General features: G+C 65.5%; 19 protein-coding genes and 1 pseudogene. 8 read left to right on the top strand and 12 right to left on the bottom strand.

The genetic code is table 11. The features are described 5' to 3' along the window. Window positions 1-73 precede the first annotated feature (73 nt). The 4 genes from KFB96_RS21780 (at window position 74) to KFB96_RS21765 (ending at window position 4,744) form a co-directional block, all read left to right on the top strand. On the top strand, window positions 74-1,186 hold the full coding sequence (locus tag KFB96_RS21780) for a glycosyltransferase (RefSeq protein WP_213456845.1): 1,113 nt from the start codon (window positions 74-76) through the stop codon (window positions 1,184-1,186). A gap of 104 nt (window positions 1,187-1,290) precedes the next feature. Further along, a complete protein-coding gene (locus tag KFB96_RS21775; protein ID WP_213457065.1) occupies window positions 1,291-2,736 on the top strand; it encodes a TrkH family potassium uptake protein in 1,446 nt (481 codons plus the stop codon). 281 nt (window positions 2,737-3,017) lie between these two features. Further along, entirely contained in the window at window positions 3,018-3,491 is a 474-nt protein-coding gene (locus KFB96_RS21770; protein ID WP_213456847.1) for a thioredoxin fold domain-containing protein, read from the top strand. Further along, entirely contained in the window at window positions 3,488-4,744 is a 1,257-nt protein-coding gene (locus KFB96_RS21765) for a hypothetical protein (RefSeq protein WP_213456848.1), read from the top strand. Before KFB96_RS21770 ends, KFB96_RS21765 begins: the two co-directional genes overlap by 4 nt. A gap of 791 nt (window positions 4,745-5,535) precedes the next feature. Here the strand turns inward: KFB96_RS21765 and KFB96_RS21760 are convergent. The 3 genes from KFB96_RS21760 to cydD are packed head-to-tail and all read right to left on the bottom strand — an operon-like array spanning window position 5,536 to window position 9,719. Beyond that, the gene (locus KFB96_RS21760) at window positions 5,536-6,105 is read right to left on the bottom strand and encodes a Uma2 family endonuclease (RefSeq protein WP_213456850.1); all 570 of its coding nucleotides are present in this window, start codon (window positions 6,103-6,105) and stop codon (window positions 5,536-5,538) included. Window positions 6,106-6,147: 42 nt separating this feature from the next. Next, window positions 6,148-7,881 (bottom strand): thiol reductant ABC exporter subunit CydC, encoded by a 1,734-nt coding sequence (cydC, locus tag KFB96_RS21755; RefSeq protein WP_213456852.1) that lies wholly within the window; start codon window positions 7,879-7,881, stop codon window positions 6,148-6,150. Further along, on the bottom strand, window positions 7,878-9,719 hold the full coding sequence (cydD, locus tag KFB96_RS21750) for a thiol reductant ABC exporter subunit CydD (RefSeq protein WP_213456854.1): 1,842 nt from the start codon (window positions 9,717-9,719) through the stop codon (window positions 7,878-7,880). Before cydD ends, cydC begins: the two co-directional genes overlap by 4 nt. A 230-nt stretch (window positions 9,720-9,949) precedes the next feature. On the opposite strand from cydD, the gene KFB96_RS21745 reads away from it, so the two are divergent. Together KFB96_RS21745 and KFB96_RS21740 are read left to right on the top strand one after the other, a co-directional pair. After that, complete coding sequence (locus KFB96_RS21745) at window positions 9,950-10,201, top strand: type II toxin-antitoxin system prevent-host-death family antitoxin (RefSeq protein ID WP_213456856.1); 252 nt, start codon at window positions 9,950-9,952, stop codon at window positions 10,199-10,201. Further along, complete coding sequence (locus KFB96_RS21740) at window positions 10,191-10,628, top strand: putative toxin-antitoxin system toxin component, PIN family (protein ID WP_213456858.1); 438 nt, start codon at window positions 10,191-10,193, stop codon at window positions 10,626-10,628. Before KFB96_RS21745 ends, KFB96_RS21740 begins: the two co-directional genes overlap by 11 nt. Before the next feature lie 57 nt (window positions 10,629-10,685). On the opposite strand, the gene KFB96_RS21735 is transcribed toward KFB96_RS21740, so the two are convergent. The 4 genes from KFB96_RS21735 to KFB96_RS21720 form a co-directional block, all read right to left on the bottom strand. Continuing rightward, entirely contained in the window at window positions 10,686-11,225 is a 540-nt protein-coding gene (locus KFB96_RS21735) for a lipocalin family protein (protein WP_213456860.1), read from the bottom strand. Beyond that, a complete protein-coding gene (locus KFB96_RS21730) occupies window positions 11,222-11,938 on the bottom strand; it encodes a DUF6134 family protein (protein ID WP_213456862.1) in 717 nt (238 codons plus the stop codon). Before KFB96_RS21730 ends, KFB96_RS21735 begins: the two co-directional genes overlap by 4 nt. Before the next feature lie 108 nt (window positions 11,939-12,046). After that, window positions 12,047-12,841, bottom strand: coding sequence for a DUF1295 domain-containing protein (locus KFB96_RS21725; protein ID WP_213456864.1), 795 nt, complete (start codon window positions 12,839-12,841; stop codon window positions 12,047-12,049). Then, on the bottom strand, window positions 12,834-13,400 hold the full coding sequence (locus KFB96_RS21720) for a DUF2878 domain-containing protein (protein ID WP_213456866.1): 567 nt from the start codon (window positions 13,398-13,400) through the stop codon (window positions 12,834-12,836). The genes KFB96_RS21725 and KFB96_RS21720 overlap by 8 nt, the downstream gene beginning before the upstream one ends. Before the next feature lie 352 nt (window positions 13,401-13,752). Between KFB96_RS21720 and KFB96_RS21715 the strand changes: the two are divergent. Together KFB96_RS21715 and KFB96_RS21710 are read left to right on the top strand one after the other, a co-directional pair. Further along, a pseudogene (locus KFB96_RS21715) lies at window positions 13,753-14,425 on the top strand (OmpA family protein). Between the two features lie 88 nt (window positions 14,426-14,513). Continuing rightward, on the top strand, window positions 14,514-14,684 hold the full coding sequence (locus KFB96_RS21710) for a hypothetical protein (protein ID WP_213456870.1): 171 nt from the start codon (window positions 14,514-14,516) through the stop codon (window positions 14,682-14,684). 187 nt (window positions 14,685-14,871) lie between these two features. Here KFB96_RS21710 and fdxB read toward each other — a convergent pair whose 3' ends face one another. The 5 genes from fdxB to KFB96_RS21685 all read right to left on the bottom strand — a co-directional run bounded on the left by fdxB (window position 14,872) and on the right by KFB96_RS21685 (window position 17,029). After that, on the bottom strand, window positions 14,872-15,183 hold the full coding sequence (gene fdxB, locus KFB96_RS21705; protein WP_213456872.1) for a ferredoxin III, nif-specific: 312 nt from the start codon (window positions 15,181-15,183) through the stop codon (window positions 14,872-14,874). A gap of 32 nt (window positions 15,184-15,215) precedes the next feature. Beyond that, window positions 15,216-15,431 (bottom strand): CCE_0567 family metalloprotein, encoded by a 216-nt coding sequence (locus tag KFB96_RS21700; RefSeq protein WP_213456874.1) that lies wholly within the window; start codon window positions 15,429-15,431, stop codon window positions 15,216-15,218. Between the two features lie 121 nt (window positions 15,432-15,552). Further along, window positions 15,553-16,026: a NifX-associated nitrogen fixation protein gene (locus tag KFB96_RS21695; RefSeq protein ID WP_213456875.1), complete on the bottom strand. Its 474-nt coding sequence runs from the start codon at window positions 16,024-16,026 to the stop codon at window positions 15,553-15,555. Between the two features lie 59 nt (window positions 16,027-16,085). Continuing rightward, entirely contained in the window at window positions 16,086-16,541 is a 456-nt protein-coding gene (locus tag KFB96_RS21690; protein WP_213456877.1) for a SoxR reducing system RseC family protein, read from the bottom strand. Next, window positions 16,538-17,029 carry a NifB/NifX family molybdenum-iron cluster-binding protein gene (locus KFB96_RS21685; RefSeq protein WP_213456879.1) on the bottom strand — a complete coding sequence of 164 codons (492 nt, stop codon included), beginning with the start codon at window positions 17,027-17,029 and terminating at the stop codon, window positions 16,538-16,540. Before KFB96_RS21685 ends, KFB96_RS21690 begins: the two co-directional genes overlap by 4 nt. Window positions 17,030-17,061: the final 32 nt, after the last annotated feature.

The raw sequence follows: 17,061 nt of genomic DNA, 5'->3' as shown, positions 1-17,061 counted from the left end.
ATTCTGTCCTCGTTGGGTTCAAATCTCATGCAGACACGAAACTATAACACCCGATCCTCCGCGAGAGACCTTCATGCCGAGCACCAAGCCCCCCATCGCCGTCTTTGCATCCTTCTCGGGTGCCGGCGGAGTCGAGCACATGCTCGTCAACCTCATCCGCGGTGTCCTTGACCTGGGGCAGCCCGTCGATCTGGTCCTGATGCGCGCCTCCGGTCCGCATCTCGCCCGACTCCCGCCCGAGGTCAACCGGATTGAGCTGGGTACCCGCCACAGTGCGCTCGCCGCCCCGGCGCTCGCCCGCTATCTTCGGCGCCGTCGCCCCGCCGCCCTCTTGGCGGCCAAGGATCGCGCCGGCAGGGCGGCGGTGCTGGCGCGGGCGCTGGCCGGGACGGACACCCGCCTGGTGATGCGTCTGGGCACCCACCTGTCCGCGGCGATGGCCGAAAGGACCGGAGTCGAGCGGTGGTTGCGCTATACCCCGATCCGTCTGCTCTACCCGCGGATCGATCACATCGTCGCCGTTTCCGAGGGCGTCGCGCAAGATACCGCCCGGATCGCCCGCCTGCCGCGCGAGCAGATCAGCGTGATCCGCAATCCGGTCATCACGCCGGAGCTGAACCGCTTGGCCGCCGAGCCCTGTCCGCATTCATGGCTCGCACCGGGCGAGCCGCCGGTCATCCTCGGTGCAGGGCGCCTGCAGCGTCAAAAGGACTTCCCGACGCTGATTCATGCCTTCGCGCGGCTGCCGCGGGACATCGATTGCAGACTCGCGATTCTCGGCGAGGGCGGCGGCCGATCCAAGCTGGAGGCGTTGATCGTGGAGCTCGGTCTAAACGACCGCGTCGCGCTGCTCGGCTTTCAAGACAATCCCTATGCCTATCTCGCGCGTGCCCGTCTGTTCGTGCTGTCCTCCGCCTGGGAGGGCTCGCCGAACGTGTTGACCGAGGCCATGGCGCTGGGTATCCCGGTCGTCTCGACCGATTGCCCGAGCGGTCCGTTCGAGCTCCTGGACGGCGGGCGCTACGGGCCGCTGGTGCCGGTCGGTGATGTCGAGGCGCTCGCCGCTGCCATGCAGCACACCCTGGAGCACCCACTGCCCCCCGAGTCGCTGCGCTCCGCCGTCTGCGAATACACGCAGCAACGCAGCGCCGAGCGCTATCTGGAGGTGCTCGGTGTCGTCCGCTGAGTCTGCTCGCCCGGCGGCTCCTGCGGCGCACTCCGGGCGGCGCGCTGCGCGGAGGCTTGCCGGAGCCCGAGCAGGCGCTCGGGAGCGCCCGTGAACCAACGCCCATGAACCTGGTCCTGGTCGGTCGGATCGTCGGCATCTATGCGCTGATCTTCGGCATCACCTTGACCGGCCCGATCCTCGTGGGTGTCTGGTATCGGGAGGCAGAGGTCGTCCACTTCCTCTGGCCGATGGTCGGCTCGCTCGCGGGCGGCGCCTTCCTCTGGCTGATCGGTCGGCGTCGCGCGCGCGAGTTGAGCGTGGGCGACGGTTATCTGGTCGTGACCCTCTTCTGGGTGCTGCTGAGTCTCCTGGGTGCTTGGCCGCTGATGAACGGCTTCGGTCTCTCGCCGGTCGATGCCCTGTTCGAATCCACCTCCGGGATCACCACGACGGGTGCGACCGTGATCGACGGTCTGGACAGCATGCCGCGCTCGCTGCTCTTCTACCGCCAACAGCTGCAGTGGTTCGGCGGGATGGGACTCATCGTGCTCGGGGTCGCGGTCATGCCCATGCTGGGCATCGGCGGGATGCAGCTCTACCGGGCCGAGGCGCCGGGGCCGCTCAAAGAAGAGAAGCTGACCCCGCGCCTGACCCAAACCGCCCGTGCGCTCTGGCTGATCTACTTCGCGCTCACCCTCGCCTGCGCCGCCGGTTACTGGCTGGCGGGGATGACACCCTTCGATGCCGTCTCCCACAGTCTGTCGACGGTATCGACCGGCGGCTTCTCGACCCACGACGCCAGCATGGGCCATTTCGCAAGCCCTGCCATCGAGGCGGTGGCCGTCGTCTTCATGCTCCTGGCCGCAATCAACTTCGGTGTCCATTACCTGGTCTGGCTCGACCGCAATCCGATGCAGTATCTGCGCGACACCGAGGCCAGGACCTTCCTCGGCTTCGTGCTCGCCATGGTCGCGCTGGTCGGTCTGGTCCTCTACCTGGAGGGTCCTTACGATCAGGTGCATGCCAGCCTGCGGGATGCCTCCTTCGAGGTGGTCTCCATCGTCACCAGCACCGGCTTCGGGATCGTCGACTTCGCCCACTGGCCGGATTTCCTCCCGCTCCTGCTCATCTACATCAGCTTCGTCGGCGGGTGCGGCGGCTCGACCGCCGGCGGCATGAAGGTGCTGCGGGTCCTGCTGATGGTCAAGCAAGGCGCGCAGGAGGTGCGCCAGCTCATCCATCCGCACGCCATCCTGCCGCTGCGCTTGGGCCGACGCATCGTCGACCCCCGCCTTGCGCGCTCGGTCTGGGGCTTCTTCGCGCTCTACAGCTTCGCCGTCGCGACCTTAACCCTCTTGATGATCCACGCCGGGCTCGCCCCGCTGGATGCCTTCAGTGCCGTCGCCACCTGCCTGAACAATCTCGGCCCGGGGCTCGGCGAGGTCGCCCTCACCTTCCAATCGGTCAGCGACCTCGGCAAGCTGCTCGGCGTCGTCGCCATGCTTCTCGGGCGGTTGGAGATCCTGACCATCCTGGTGATCCTCTCGCCGGCCTTTTGGCGACGTTGACCGCCGGAACATCTCGACTCCCCGGGAAAGATTCGAGAACAACCGAAACCCGTAGGATGGGTAGAGCACAGCGAAACCCATCCTCACCGCTCAGACGTCCAATCCTGGTTACGGTCCGTCGCTCGTGACACCGCTCGGCGGTGTCACGCATGCCCCGCGGCGCTCTGCGCCAGGAGCCACACTCGCTGGAGGTGCGACCAAGCCCCGGGTGCCGGTCCGCACCGGCTTTTGCTAAGGTGCCGTACGCACCCTCTTTCATCCACTCGCGGGAGCTTGAACCCATGACCCGATTCGCTCGATCGGCCCTCCTCGGCCTTCTCCTGATAGCCGCTGCCGCAGCCCACGCCGAGGCGCCGGACGGCTACGCCTTCAAGCCCTTCGACCGGGCCATGCAACAGGCGCGCGACGAGGGCAAACCGCTGTTCGTCTACTTCGGCCGCTACGGCTGCGGCTACTGCGAGAAGACCAACAAGGAGGCATTCTCCGACGCGCAGGTGCACGAGCGTTACTCCGCGCATTACGCACTCGCCTATGTCGATGCCGAGAGCGGAGAGCGCCTGCGCCTGCCCAGCGGCGAGCGCATCACCGAGCGCGAGCTCGGGACCCGTTACGACGCCTTCGTCACGCCCGTCTTTTCATTCATGACGCCGGACGGTGAGACAGTCCTGCGTCTGGTCGGCGTACAGCGGATCGAGGATCTACTCGAAGCCGACACCAAAATCCAAGAGGCACTCGCCGCCGCGGGTGCCTCGTGAGCCGTTCTGTGGTGGCTTGCGGCGGGCGTCCGGTCCACGCCTCCTTCCCTTGGGCGCTCGCTGCCGGTCTGGCTTTGGCGACGGCCTCGGGGGCGGTCGCGGCGCAGCCTTGGACCTTCGATGAGCCGTCGATCGAGGTGGCCGGGACCTCGGCGGGCGTCTTCCATCAGATGTCGTCCGCCGGACGACGCAGCCTTGCCGTCTCGGACGGGACGGTCGCGGTCGTCTGGGACGACGAGCACGCGGGGACCCCGCGCGCCTACCTGGCACTGAAGGATCCGAATGCCGGCGTCTTTGCCCCCGCGATCCGGATCAGCGGCGAAGGCGAGGCCTTCGAGCCCGCCGTCGCCGCCCTGCCCGATCGACGCTTCGCGGTCGCCTGGGAGGAGGACGGACGGATCCTCGTGCGGCTCGCAACCCCGGAGGGGCTCGGGCCGCCCGCGGAGCTCAGCCCGAAAGGTGCTCAAGTCAGCCTGGACGGCTCCGCCGGGGATCTCGTCGCGGTCTGGGCGGATCGGCAGACCGGCGTCGCGCGGATCATGACGGCGACGCTCGGCCGCGACGGCGCGCTCAGCTTGGCGGTCAAAACGCGCTGCCCGGCGGACGCCGCGGCCCCGATCGCCGACCAACTCTTCCCGACCGCCGCGCAGGTCGGCGAACGACTCGTCGTCGCCTGGGAGGATCGTCGCCCCGGTCACACCATCATCATGGCCACGGCAAGCGCACCCGGTCAGCCCTGCAGTTTCGATCCGCCGGCGCGGATCAGCGAGGACCCGCCCGGTCCCGACATGCCCTTCGGCGCAGGTCACGGCGTCGCGCGTGTCGCGATCGCACCCTATGGTGCCGATCGCCTGCTCGCCGCCTGGGAGGATAAGCGCAACTTCCGTCACGGCTACGACGTCTATGCCGGACACCTCGGACCGGACGGATTCGGCCCGAACGAGCGAGTGCAGGACGACTTCGGCGAGCTGTCCGCGCAATGGCACGTCAGCGCCGCCGGCCACCCCGACGGTACGCTCGTCGTCGCCTGGACCGACGAGCGCGAAGGACAGGGCGACATCCTCCTGAGCTGGTATGCCGACGGCGCATGGAGTGAAGACCTGCCGCTTCCCGGAGCCTCCGGCCCCGAGGAGCAGGGCCATCCGTCGATCGCCCTGGACGACGCCGGCAACCTCCACGCCGCCTGGGTCATACGCGAGGTCAAAGGCGGACCGACCCGGATCCAGTACCGCTTCGGACGGCCAGCCGACTGACGCCCGGGCAACGCATTTCATCCCAAGGCGATTTCAGGCAATGCACATCCCGACTGCCCATGCCTTCGTGAATCAGGCCGAACGCACGGCCGACGGAGGCTTGTCGTTCCCCGGTTTGATTTGCTCCGAGCAGCGCACGCGCAATGCAGGAGCCTCACCAACCGCCCGGGGTACGCGAATCAGCAGACTTTGGCGTCGAGCCAGTTCCGCCGGTCGCGAGCGGCGATGCGTCTGGCGTAGCCCAGTTGGATCCGGCCTTGATCCAAGGCCCTGAGCGGTGCACCGACGGAGTGGACCAGTGATCTGAAACCCTTGATTTCAGAGCTCGTCCTGATGGATGACACGGTCTGGATCCTTTTCACAGGTAAACCTCTTCGGGTTGGACGACTGACATGAAGACTTCCCTCGGGGTACATCGCTAATCCTAGACGGGGCTGCGCGGAACTTCAAACTGCAGTTTTCATTTCGCGGAAACGCAACTCAATCGGCATTGCAGTACGCAGCAGCCGCTGCACAGGGGTGGCTACGGAAAGCCTGCGCCCATGTAAATACCGGTGTCGCTGTCGTCGGTGATGCCCACGCCGGGGAAACCGGGGACGGACCACGGTTGTCTCTGATTGACTTGGGAAACTGTGTTTTGTGCCCTTTACAGCCTCGAGAAACCGTGGTCTGTCCCTCGGAGACCACGTTGGTGTCCAACAAGTATTTCCTGCGGACCACTCGAAGCCGCGGTCCTGTGCTGCGCGGGTGAGCCGGTTCCTTGCCTCGGCAATCGATGCCGAGCGGCGCCTTCAACCCCCGAGCACGACGTCTTCGTACAGGTCGGCCACGGACAGTCGCACCTCGAGGCTCCCGCAGGTGAAGGTCAGGTCACCCTCCTCGATGATCTCGTGGCGCCAATCTCCCGCCTCAGTGCGCCGAAACCGTTCCACGCGACGGCTGTCCTGCGCCACCAGCAGATAGTCGCGCAGGGACGGAAGTGTCCGGTAGGCGATGAGCTTTTCACGCCGGTCAATGATCTCGGTCGAGGGCGAGAGCACCTCGGCGATCAGACAGGGAGAGGTCTTGTAGAGCGACTCCCGGTCGTGCGGATCACAGGTCCAGAGCACGTCCGGGTAATAGAACGCCTCGTGTGCCGCCACCCGCACCTTCATGTCGCTGATGAAGACGCCGCAGGGCGTGCCGCGGGTGGCTGCGCGCAGGTGAAACGCAATGTTCAGGCTGATCCGATTATGCACCTCGCCGGCTCCCGCCATGGCGAAGACCTGACCGGCGACATACTCGTGGCGGATGTCGCTGGCCAGCTCGCCTTGCAGATAGTCGTCGAGATCGATGTGAAGAAGCGCCGCGGGCTGTGTCATGAGGATTGTCCTGTACCGGGGATGTGCTCGCTCACCGTCAGCTTACGCCGCCGCGCCCGCGGCGTCTCGCAGCAAGGCCCCTTGCGTGGCTTCCGGGATGACGTTGGAATCGCCGCGGGCGATCTCGCGCCCGTTGTCGAGAACCAGAACGCGGTCGACCCAATCCAGCCCGGCGGGGCGGTGGGTGATGAGCAGCACGGTGCGCCCGACCATGAGACGGTCGAGCGCCTGCATGAGACTGCGCTCGGTCTCGGCATCCAGACCCTCCGTGGGCTCGTCCAGCAGCAGGATGGGGGCATCCTTGAGCAGGGCGCGGGCAACCGCAATGCGCCGGGCCTGTCCGCCGGAGAGACGCACCCCGGTCTCCCCCACCCAGGTGCCGTAGCCGTCGGGCAGCTCGCTGATGAAGTCGTGGATCTGGGCGACGCGGCAGGCGGCCTCGATCGCCTCCTGCGTGGCCTCGGGCGCAGCGATCTGCAGGTTCTCGCGGATGGTGGTGTCGAAGAGATAGGTCTGCTGGCTGACCACCGCGATATGACTGCGCAGGTCGTCCCCGCGGAAGGTGGTGATGGAGTGACCGCCGATACTGATGTCTCCGGCATCCGGCTCCCAGAAGCGCAGCAGCAGGTTGAAGAGCGTGCTCTTGCCCGAGCCGGTGGCGCCGACGACCGCGGCTCGGGTGCCCTGCGGGACCTCGAGATGGATGTCGGCGACGGCCGGTGTCGCGGCACCCGGATAGCTGAATCCGACACCGCTGAAGCGGATGTCGAAGCGCTCCGGTCGGGGCGAGGGTGCGGTCGGCTCGACGACGGGAGGATCGGTATCGACGATGGCGAAGAGTCGCCGCGCGGCGGCCAGTGTCCGACCGAGAAGCTGGAAGGCCTGGGGCAACGGCGCGACGGCCTCGAAGCTCGCCAGCGTGAAGAGTGCGAGCATGGCCAGCTGCGGGGGCATCAGGGTGCCGTCGTGCACCATGGGGATGCCGAGCCAGAGCAGCACCCAGAGGCTCAGGCTCGCGCTCAGACCGACCGCCGCCTGGGTGACGCCGTGATCGCTGCTCAAGCGGGCCTGGTCGGCGATGAGGCGCCGACCCAGGCCGTCGATACGCTCGGCCTGGCGCGCGTTGGCCCCGTAGATCGTCAGCTCGGCCATGCCCTGAACACCGTCGATGACGGCCGCACGCAGCTCGGCCTCGTCCTCGGCGAGCCGACGCCCGGGGGCTTGACCGCGCCCTTGCGACCAAACGGGCAAGGCGACGCCGGCGATGAGCAGGAAGGCGAGCCCGGAGAGCGCCAGCAACGGGTCGTGCAGGAGCAGGAAGATGAAGAAGAGCACCGTGCTGATGGCGGCGACCGCCACGGGCACCAGCACGCGGACATAGAGGTTGTCCAAGGCGTCGATGTCGGCACGGATGCGGCTCAGCAGGTCGCCGCTGTGATACTGCTGCAGACGCGCGGGGGCCAGCGGCTCGAGATGGCGGTAAAACCAGACCCGCAGCTCGGCGATCAGCCGGAAGGTGGCCTCGTGATTGACCAGGCGCTCGGCATAGCGACCGGCAGTGCGCATCACGGCGCTCAGGCGGATCAAGGCGGCGGGCGCGAAGTAGTTGATGGCGACCCCGGCGACACCGGCCACCGCCATGGCGGTGATGAACCAGCCCGCCAAGGCCATGAGCGCGACATTGGCGATCAGGGTCAAGAGGGCGATCAGGGTGCCGGCAATCATCCAGCCGCGATAGGGCCGAAACAGGCTCCAGAGACGCAACAGCTCCTTCATCGATCGTCCTCCCGCTCCGGATTCCAAACGTCGGCCTGCCCGGGTGCGGTCTGGCCGTAGGCCGCGATCATACGGGCATAGATCCCGTTCGACGCGGAGAGGGTCTCGTGCGTCCCGGACTCGGCGACCCGACCCGACGCGAGCACCAGGATACGGTCCGCCCGGCGCACGGTCGCGAGTCGGTGGGCGACGACCAAGAGGGTGCGACCCTTGGCCAGCTCCTCGATGCCCTCCTGCACCAGGCGCTCGCTCTCGGGATCGAGGTTGGCGGTCGCCTCGTCCAGGATGACCAGCGGGGCGTCGCGCAGGAAGGCGCGGGCAAGTGCGATGCGCTGGATCTGACCGCCCGAGAGACCCGCCCCGCGCTCGCCGACCAGGTTGTCGTAGCCGGCAGGCAATGCCTCGATGAAGTCGGCGGCACGGGCGCGACGGGCCGCCGCACGGACCGACTCGAGATCCGCATCCGGGCGGCCGAGCCGGATGTTGTCGCCGATCGTCCCCTGAAAGAGACGCGGCTGCTGCGGGACCCAGGCGAGTTGGCTGCGCCACTCCTCGAGGTCGAGGTCGGACAGCACCTGCTCGCCGATCAGGATCCGACCCGAGGTCGGCGAGAGGAAGCCCAGCAGGAGATTGATCACGGTGGTCTTGCCGGCCCCGCTGGTCCCGACCAGTGCGACACGGGCGCCTGCGGGGACCTCGAAGTCCATGCCGCGCAGTGCATCGCGACCTTCTTCGTAGCTGAAATGCACATCCTGAAAACGCAGACCGAAGGGGCTTGGGGCCTGCAGCCGGGCGGGACCGGATGCGGCCCGATCGGAGCCGTTCGGGTCGGATGCGGATCGCCCCTCCGGCTCGGCATCCAGCACCCGGATCATCTGCTCGGCGGCGGCGGAGGCGGCCATCCGCGCGTGGTACTGGACCCCCATGTTGCGCAAGGGGGCATAGAACTCGGGCGCCAACATCAGGATGAAGAGGCCCTGCAGATAGGTGATCTCGGGGAGCGCCATCAGCCACTCCGGCAGCGGCATCACCAACCCGTAGAGCCGAAAGCCGACGAACACGGCGATGATGGCGATGCCGATGGCGGCGAAGAACTCCAGAACGGCCGATGAGAGAAAGGCGACCCGCAAGACCTGCATGGTGCTGCTGCGATAGGCATTGGAGATGCGCGCCACCTCGTCCGCCTCGCGACGGCTCGCCCCGAAGAGCTTCAGGGTCGTCAGGCCCTGGATGACGTCGAGGAAGTGCGAGCTCATGCGCACGAGCTCCTTCCATTGGCGCTGATTCTTGGACTGAGCACTCGACCCGATGAGGATCATGAAGAGCGGGATCAGGGGCGCGGTGACCAGCATGACCGTACCCGCGACCCAGTCCGCCGGAAAGACGACGACCAGAATCACCACGGGAAGGATCATCGTCAGGGTCATGGCCGGGAGAAAGCGGGCGTAATAGCCCTCCAGGTCATCGATCCCCTTGGTGAGCATTTCGACCAAGGCACCGCTGCGCTCGTTGGCCAGATAGCGCGGGCCAAGGTGTTGCAGGTGGCGGAACACCTGATCGCGCAAACCGGCGCGGACCAAGGCAGCGGCTTGGAAGGCCGAGCGCTCGCCCAGCCAGACGGCGACGCCGCGCACCAGGAAGAGCCCCAGCAGGACCGCCATCAAGTGCCCGATCTCGGTCAGACCCGCCCCCTCGAAGATCACGGCGTTCAGGATCAAGGCAAGCAACCAGGCTTGTGCGATGGCGAGCAGCCCTTGCCCGACGCCTAGACCGATGGTGCGCGTCAGCGCAGCACCGGCAAGCGGACGGTGAGACTTGAGCCAAGCGTTGACGGACATGATGCGATCTGCCTGGAGGCGGGCCGGTCGACCCGAATCGGGGGAGGATAAGGAAGGTAAGACCGACAGGGCAACGAAAAAACTCACACGAGGCGGTTGCTCTCGCGCCGAGAAGCGCCGAGCACATGGCCATGAACATGAGAAACGACGCGGACGAGGATCGACGCGCATTGAACGAATCGAACGATTCGGCTAGTTTAGCCATCATTCAACAGCAACGGAGCCCGAGTATGCAAACCTTCACAGCCAACGATGCCAAGACCCATTTCGGTGAATTTATCGACCGCGTGCAACGCGAACCCGTTCGCGTCACACGCAGAAACCGGGTCGTGGGCATCATGGTGTCGCCAAGCGACTACGAGGCCATGCGGGTTTTTTACGCCGATCGACTGCGCCGAACGTTGGATCAAACCGCCGCGCACGCCACAGCTCGGGGGCTGACCGAGCAGCAGCTCGAAACGCTTCTGGCCGATGACAGTTAAGCGTGCGGTGATCGACACCAATGTGTTGATCAGTGCCGCATTGACGAGCGGCACGCCGCCCTCGCTCGTGACGCACTTCATACTTGAGCACGGACGCTTGTTGTTTTCCCGGGAAACGTTCGCCGAGCTGGAGACCCGCTTGTGGCGTCCCAAATTCGACCGGTACCTTACGCTGGAGCACCGTCAAGCGCTCCTTCACGACTTCAGTGCAGCAACGGAATGGGTTGAGTTGGATCAGCATGACCACGACCGAATGCGCTTCAGTCGCGACCCGGACGACGACAAGTTCGTGTGGACAGCGCTTGTCGGAGATGCCGATTGGCTGGTAAGCGGCGATGCCGATCTACTTGATCTGGCTGCGGCTCAGGAGAAGGTTCGGATTCTTTCGCCGGCACAAGCCTGGGAGCTCATCCGCGAGCCCGATTGAGTCTTCGAGCGTGTTGCCGGAAAGGGACGCGCGGGGGCAAACGCCCCCGCCCACACCTCACCCGCCCGGACGCTGCGGCACCTTCTCGATCTTGGTCGTGTCGTAGCCGAGCCCACCGAGGAAGGCGACGATGTCGTCGTACATGGCCTGCGGGATCTCGGGCTCGCGGGCCATGATCCAGACATAGTCGCGCTTGGACCGGCCGACGACGGTGATGCTGTAATCGGGCGCCAGCCAGACGATGCGGAAGTCGGCCTTGAAGGGCCAGACAAACTGCATCCACCAGAGTGCGTTGGTGTCGGTATCGCGCACGAAGCCCTTCGGGTTGTGCGTCTTCAAGGGCCCGTCGAATCCGTCCTTGTTGAAGGTGAAGGTGGTCGCGATGGTGCCGTCCGGGTTCAGGGCGTAGAACTCGACGGCGTTGTAGGCGCCCTTCTCCACAAAGGTCGGGATATTGGCGATCACGTACCACTTGCCCATGAAGCGTTCGAGATCGACCTGTTTGACGGTATCCATGGGCGCGCCTCCTTCTTCGGTGCAGCCGCTCGCAAAGGCGAGCACGAGTAGCGTGATCAAAAGCGCCGAGAGTCTCTTCATGACGGCGCCATCCGTTGGTAACGCAGCGTCTTGCCCTTGCCGGTATCGCTTTCGAGACCGATCCATCCGTGCTCGTCCGAATACCAGAGGATCAGGTCGAGCTCGTCGGTGCTGAGCTTATAGCGGGCCGCGGCGACCTCTTCGCTGCCGAAGCGGATCGAGTCGGTCCCCTGCGGCTGGACGCGCACGGGCACCAGCTCGCCCGTCTGAGGGTTCAGAAGGCTCTCCTGCTCCAGGAAATCACGGTCCCAGTAGGCGAAGGTCATGATGCAGCCGGGCAGACGCCGCGACTCGCCGTTGGCCGACAGGGCAAGCGCCTCCCCGCTCTCCTCGCCGCGGACACGATAGTCCTTGCCGTTGTCGTCCGTGGTGGCCTCGATCGTCTGCAGACAGCCGTCGCGCCAGGTCTCCCGACTCTCGTGACGATAACGGTAGGCAGTGAAGATCCAGAAGTTGATATCGAAACTGGCGCGGCTCGACACCTGCGCCTCCTCGCCGAGCGCGCGGATATCGAAGCTGTGCTCGCCGATCGGATCCTGGTCGAGGAAGACCTTGAACCTCAGATTCGCCGACTCGGTATTGGCCCAAGCTAACGGTGCGGTACCAACCATCAGAGCCACCGCGGCAGCCGACCACCAACGGCGACCGGCGGGCACCTGCGTCTGATGTCGGATCGCGCGTCGCGACCGCAACCAGCGTTGTCCTGTTTCCATCTGAATCTCTCCCGGTACCTAAACCGCGCCCAGTGCGGTATGCGATGTTTTGGATGGGATCGGCCCCGGCGGATTTCAGAGCCGCTGGAGCCGGCGCGGTTTAATTTCTCAAAGATTCGAATCTCTCCGGACCCGTCGCGGCGGACCCGGAAAGAAGGCGTTGGTTCGCGCGATATAGTCGCGGTAAGCCGGCCGGCGCTCGCCGATATCCTTTTCCAACAAGGCCACACCGGACACGCGCAGCAGCAGGAAGGTCATGAGCACCGGCGAGACGAGCGTCCACCAGCCGCCGGCAGCGAGCGCAAACAGGAAGTAGCCCCACCAGATGCATGCCTCGCCGAAATAATTGGGATGGCGGGTGTAGCGCCAAAGCCCTTGATCCATGACCTTGCCCTTGTTCTCGGGCCGCGCCTTGAAGTCGGCCAGCTGTTGATCGCCGACGGCTTCGAAGAAGAGCCCGACCAGCCAAAACGACAACGCCGCGTAGTCGAGCCAACCGAGCGGGTTGGTGCCGAGTGTCGCCGCAAGCAGCGGAAGCGCGATGATCCAGGCGAGGATCGCCTGCAGGCCGAAGACGATATAGAGGCTCTTCCAGCGAAAACCCGGTTCGTTCTCCGCCCGTATCGCCTGGTAGCGCCGATCCTCGCCGTGGCCCCAGTTGCGTTTGGTGATGAAGACGCTCAGCCGCACCGCCCAGAGCGTGACCAGGAAGAAGACGAGATAGGCACGCTCGCCCACCTCCGGTGCACCCAGCAGAAAGACCGCGGCCATGAGCAGGAAGAAGAGCGACCAGAGCGAGTCGACAATGCTGACGTCGTTCAGCTTCAAGCTGACGAGCCAGGCGCCGAGACCCATGCCGAGTGCGGCGCCCAAGCCGGTGAGATAGAGATCGAGATCAAACACCTGCGCTGTCCTCCGTGAGTGTGGTCAAGGTCGCCGCCTTGGGAAAGCCGGCGCCGTCGAAACGCTGCGCCAGCCAAGCGCTCAGCGGCATCAGAAAGGACCAGCCACCTGCAAGCACGGCCATCGCCACGAACGTGTCCGGGAAGGCGACTGCGCCGAGCCTGTGCCCGCCGTAGAAGGCGAGCGGCCCGCCGATCGCGCCGAGCACGACCGCCAGGGTCCAACGCCCCTTCAGCCAGCTCAATACGACATTCAGGGTCGTCGCGAACGCCACCCACATGGCGATGATCCAGACCGGGGCAAGCCAGGGCAGAAGCATGCCCGACGAGTATTCGAGGAACCCGAAGCGCACCAGAAATCCGTCCCAAACGGCTCCGATGGCACCGACGAGCACCAACAACATCGCCTCGCGACGCGGCCCGTCCGACATCCAAAGATGCAAGGCAACGACCAGCGCGGTGACGCCGACCCCGAGCCAAGGCCATCCGTGCGCACCGCCCAGCACGCAGGCGAACCAGGCGATCTGGAAGGCGACGAGGTTGACGACAAGTCTGAGCATGGATCGCATGTCCCGCGAATGGTGTTTCGTTCGGGAACATGTTGTGTCGCTCAAGCCCGAGACAAGCGTAGACGCCGATTCGCACCCGTACGCGGCGTGTGACGCATCACATGCGCGATGAGCGCCGACACGCTGACGACGCAGCATGAAAAGGGGCCATTTCAGCCACACCTCCCCGACACGAGCGGTACGCGTCTCTGTTATGATCGCCGGTTGGAATCTTCGACCCTTTTAATCTCTTAAACCGCGCCGACTCCAGCGGTCGTCAAGTCTGCCGGGGCCGACCCCATCCAAAAACATCGCATACCGCGCTGGGCGCGGTTTAACTACGAATCGCCTCGGGAGAACCCAGATGACAGCACGTCCGTTGAACCGCCTCGCCGCCTCCGCACTTGTCGCCGTTCTCGTCGTGGGCTGCGCCGCCGACGGCTCAGGCCTGACCGAGACCGGCGCCGGCGCAGCGCTCGGCACCGCCGGGGGCAGCCGCGGGTGCGATCATCGGCTCGCTCAGCGCCAACGCGGGACGCGGGGCCTTGATCGGCGCGGTCGGCGGGGCGCTCGTCGGAACCGCCGTCGGCGCCTACATGGAAAGCCAACGCAAGGACTTCGAGGCGGCGCTCGCCGACGAGATCGCCAGCGGCATGATCAGCGTGCAAAAACTGCCGAACGATCAACTGCTGGTGCGCATGACGGGGGCCACCACCTTCGAGATCGATTCGGACCGCATCCAGCCCGGCTTCTACAGCACCATGGACAAGATCTCGGCGATCGTCAGGAAATACGGCAAGACCGAGCTCTTGATCTCCGGACACACCGACAGCACCGGCTCTGCGGAGCACAACCAACTGCTCTCTCAACGTCGCGCCGGTGCCGTTCAGTACTACATGGAGGGCGACGGCGTGTTGCCGCAGCGCATCATCGCCACCGGCTACGGCAAAAATCAGCCGATCGCCTCGAACGAGACGGAATCCGGCCGGCGGTTAAACCGTCGGGTCGATATCACCATCGCGCCCATTACGGCCTGATCCGGGGAGTCCATCCGGCCTAGCGCTCGACCGGCCGATCCCGGCGATCCCATCGAGCGTCGCCCCCCGACCCGCTGAGCAGACGAGGATGACCCGCGAGATCACGGTCATCTTCGTCACGGTAGCGACGACCGACCAAACGGCGAACGACGCCATCCTGATGGACATGGACATACACATGCCCGTGATGGACGGTCTCGCGTCGGCCCGACGGATCCCCGGGGCGGATGATCGACTCCTATGCGGAGACGCGGTTTAAAATTTAATATTTTTTAATACTTTAAACCGCGCCAGCTCCAGCGGAGCTGAAATCCGCCGGGGCCGATCCCATCCAAAAACATCGCATACCGCACTGGGCGCGGTTTAAACCGCGCCAACTCCAACGGTCGTCAAGTCCGCCGGGGCCGATCCCATCCAAAAACAGCGCATACCGCTTCGGGCGCGGTTTAAGCAGCGGCCGCAAGCGGCTCGTGCGAGAGACACTTCTTGGGACAGACCCGCGAGCATGCCTGACAGCCGATACAGTCGAGCGCGTCCTTGAGATTCATCACCATCCCGGGCGCCTCGTCGAAATCGTCGTCGCCCTCGTCGTCGAGCGCTTCCAGATCGAGATCCTCGCGGTCGACCAGCTCGAAGACATCGCGCGGACAGACCTTATAACATCGGCCACAGCCGATGCAGTTGTTTTGGTTGATGCTCTCGATGAACGCAGGCGTCCATTGGACGCCGCCGCGGGTGATGCCGGTGATGACACTCATGGGTGTTCTCCATGTTCGGAAAGTGGTTTTGTTCAGGCACTCTCGGCCTGAGCCGCCTTCAGCGCGGCATTGGCCTGCGCCCACGCGAGGCAGGCATCGTAAGTGGTCTGAGCGATGCCCGGGATCTCCTCGTACCCCGCGGGCAACCGATCCTCCACCAAATCATGCAGCTCCCCGGCCCGCTCGGTGGCGATCCGTTTCGCCTTACTCACGGCCTTCTCCAAGGCACGAATCTCATCAGCCGTCATACCCGCAACCTCCAACCTGCGCCTGAAGTTGTTCAATCACCTAAATCGCGTCCCGCGAGGGTCGTGGACAACCAAGAGGCCCGTGGCCCTCGCGGAGAACGCCGATCGCAGACCGCGCGATTTAAAGGCCCGCCACCTTGGAATGCCCGCCGATCAGCTCGAGCGCGACCGACAACACCTTGTCGGCCTCGTCCTTCATCTTCGACAGGGACGGGAAGCCGAAGCGGTGCACGTCGCGCAGCGAGCGATCCAGCACGACCAGCTTCCCGACCGTGATGACGACGCGCCCGAACCCTTCGTGGGTCAGGTAGACCAAAGGCACCGCCATCAGTCCGCATTCGGATTCGATCATCGCCGAGATGGCGTTGTAGTAGGCCTTGATCCGCGCCACGACGGTCTCGTCGGGATCCCCGACCAAGGGGATCTGCTGGCGCTTCTCCTTGGTCAGGATGAAGGGCTCCAGGAGCTGCGCGGTGGAGAGTCCGTCGAATTCGCCGTAGGGGTCGATGGCGCGCATCTGGCGGTCCATCTCGATGACGAACTGGGTCTGCATCAGACCCTCGTCGGCGGCGATTCCTGCAAGTGTCTCGGTCATGGTGATTTCCTCTTCTAAGTGGCTGTCCGTCTTGGACATGCGTGTGTACAGATCGTGTGTCAGAACGGCATCGGAACATTCGCAGAGGCCCCGCGGCGCACCAGGACCGGGCGATAGTGCTCGCGGGCGGATGGCCCGCCGGTGATGCGTCCGCTCAGCCAGAGTCCGATGCCGAGTCCGGCGAGTCCGAGCAGGGCCACGGTCCCCTCGCCCGCGCCGAGCCGCGTCGCCACGCCCGCGGCCGCAATCAGGGTCACCAGCGGGATCAGGTAGGCGACGAACGATGCCCGGACCAGTGTTCCATCCGGGATGCCGATCACGACCTGCTCGCCGACCCGCAGCCCCTGTGCGTCGTCGATCCGCAACCGGCTCCGTGGCGCACCGAACAGCTTTGCAAGCACCGAGGTGCCGCAGCTGCCGGCACTTTCGCAGTGCCCGCAGGCGCTCTGCCGAACGGTTTCGACCCAGGCAACGCCCGGCTTCACATCGACCACGGTGGCGGGTGTCTCGATCATTCGCTCCAGCCCTCCGACTCCATGGCATCGAAGCGACGGTTGCGCCCCGGGGACCGGCCGGCGAGCGTGCGCGCGAGCCAGGCGCTCGGGCCGTCCCGCAGCTCGCCTTGCAGATCGCGGATCAAGCGGCTGACCGAGGTCCCCGGACTGACCTTCATGGGCTGGATGCCCTTGGCGCGAAGCTGGCTGACGGCCGAGGCCCCGACCGCCTCGCAATAGACGACGTCGCAGCCCTCGAGGGCCGCGATCTTGGCGGCGAGCTTGTCCTCGTTGCCGTCCATCGCGAGCCGCGCGAACTGGATCGCCTCGAGCAGGTGATGCTCCCGCGGATCGATCGCATAGACGACGAACGACTCGGCCGCGCCGAAGTGCTGGTCGATCTGCTTCATGTCCGAGGAAGCGAAGGCCGCCTTGATACGTGTCTCGGTCTCCATCGATGTCGCCTCGCCGCTCATGCTCAGAACCTTCAGTCGTCGTTCCATTCCCATCGGGGCTCCTTAAAGCGCTGTTTTGGTCGCGG

Source organism: Thiocapsa sp. (genome assembly GCF_018399035.1).
Classification (GTDB): Bacteria; Pseudomonadota; Gammaproteobacteria; order Chromatiales; family Chromatiaceae; genus Thiocapsa.
The sequence above is the reverse complement of the archived record's forward strand: the minus strand, read 5'-3'. Positions and strand labels throughout refer to the sequence as shown.

What these genes read in the sequence shown, in the direction of transcription:
- cydD (WP_213456854.1), bottom strand. Translation starts at nt 9,719, where the DNA reads ATGTCCGTCAACGCTTGGCTCAAGTCTCACCGTCCGCTTGCCGGTGCT.
- KFB96_RS21700 (WP_213456874.1), bottom strand. Translation starts at nt 15,431, where the DNA reads ATGACGGCTGATGAGATTCGTGCCTTGGAGAAGGCCGTGAGTAAGGCG.
- KFB96_RS21760 (WP_213456850.1), bottom strand. Translation starts at nt 6,105, where the DNA reads ATGACACAGCCCGCGGCGCTTCTTCACATCGATCTCGACGACTATCTG.
- KFB96_RS21720 (WP_213456866.1), bottom strand. Translation starts at nt 13,400, where the DNA reads ATGCTCAGACTTGTCGTCAACCTCGTCGCCTTCCAGATCGCCTGGTTC.
- KFB96_RS21695 (WP_213456875.1), bottom strand. Translation starts at nt 16,026, where the DNA reads ATGACCGAGACACTTGCAGGAATCGCCGCCGACGAGGGTCTGATGCAG.
- cydC (WP_213456852.1), bottom strand. Translation starts at nt 7,881, where the DNA reads ATGAAGGAGCTGTTGCGTCTCTGGAGCCTGTTTCGGCCCTATCGCGGC.
- KFB96_RS21745 (WP_213456856.1), top strand. Translation starts at nt 9,950, where the DNA reads ATGCAAACCTTCACAGCCAACGATGCCAAGACCCATTTCGGTGAATTT.
- KFB96_RS21690 (WP_213456877.1), bottom strand. Translation starts at nt 16,541, where the DNA reads ATGATCGAGACACCCGCCACCGTGGTCGATGTGAAGCCGGGCGTTGCC.
- fdxB (WP_213456872.1), bottom strand. Translation starts at nt 15,183, where the DNA reads ATGAGTGTCATCACCGGCATCACCCGCGGCGGCGTCCAATGGACGCCT.
- KFB96_RS21780 (WP_213456845.1), top strand. Translation starts at nt 74, where the DNA reads ATGCCGAGCACCAAGCCCCCCATCGCCGTCTTTGCATCCTTCTCGGGT.
- KFB96_RS21770 (WP_213456847.1), top strand. Translation starts at nt 3,018, where the DNA reads ATGACCCGATTCGCTCGATCGGCCCTCCTCGGCCTTCTCCTGATAGCC.
- KFB96_RS21685 (WP_213456879.1), bottom strand. Translation starts at nt 17,029, where the DNA reads ATGGGAATGGAACGACGACTGAAGGTTCTGAGCATGAGCGGCGAGGCG.
- KFB96_RS21730 (WP_213456862.1), bottom strand. Translation starts at nt 11,938, where the DNA reads ATGGAAACAGGACAACGCTGGTTGCGGTCGCGACGCGCGATCCGACAT.
- KFB96_RS21710 (WP_213456870.1), top strand. Translation starts at nt 14,514, where the DNA reads ATGACCCGCGAGATCACGGTCATCTTCGTCACGGTAGCGACGACCGAC.
- KFB96_RS21775 (WP_213457065.1), top strand. Translation starts at nt 1,291, where the DNA reads ATGAACCTGGTCCTGGTCGGTCGGATCGTCGGCATCTATGCGCTGATC.
- KFB96_RS21740 (WP_213456858.1), top strand. Translation starts at nt 10,191, where the DNA reads ATGACAGTTAAGCGTGCGGTGATCGACACCAATGTGTTGATCAGTGCC.
- KFB96_RS21735 (WP_213456860.1), bottom strand. Translation starts at nt 11,225, where the DNA reads ATGAAGAGACTCTCGGCGCTTTTGATCACGCTACTCGTGCTCGCCTTT.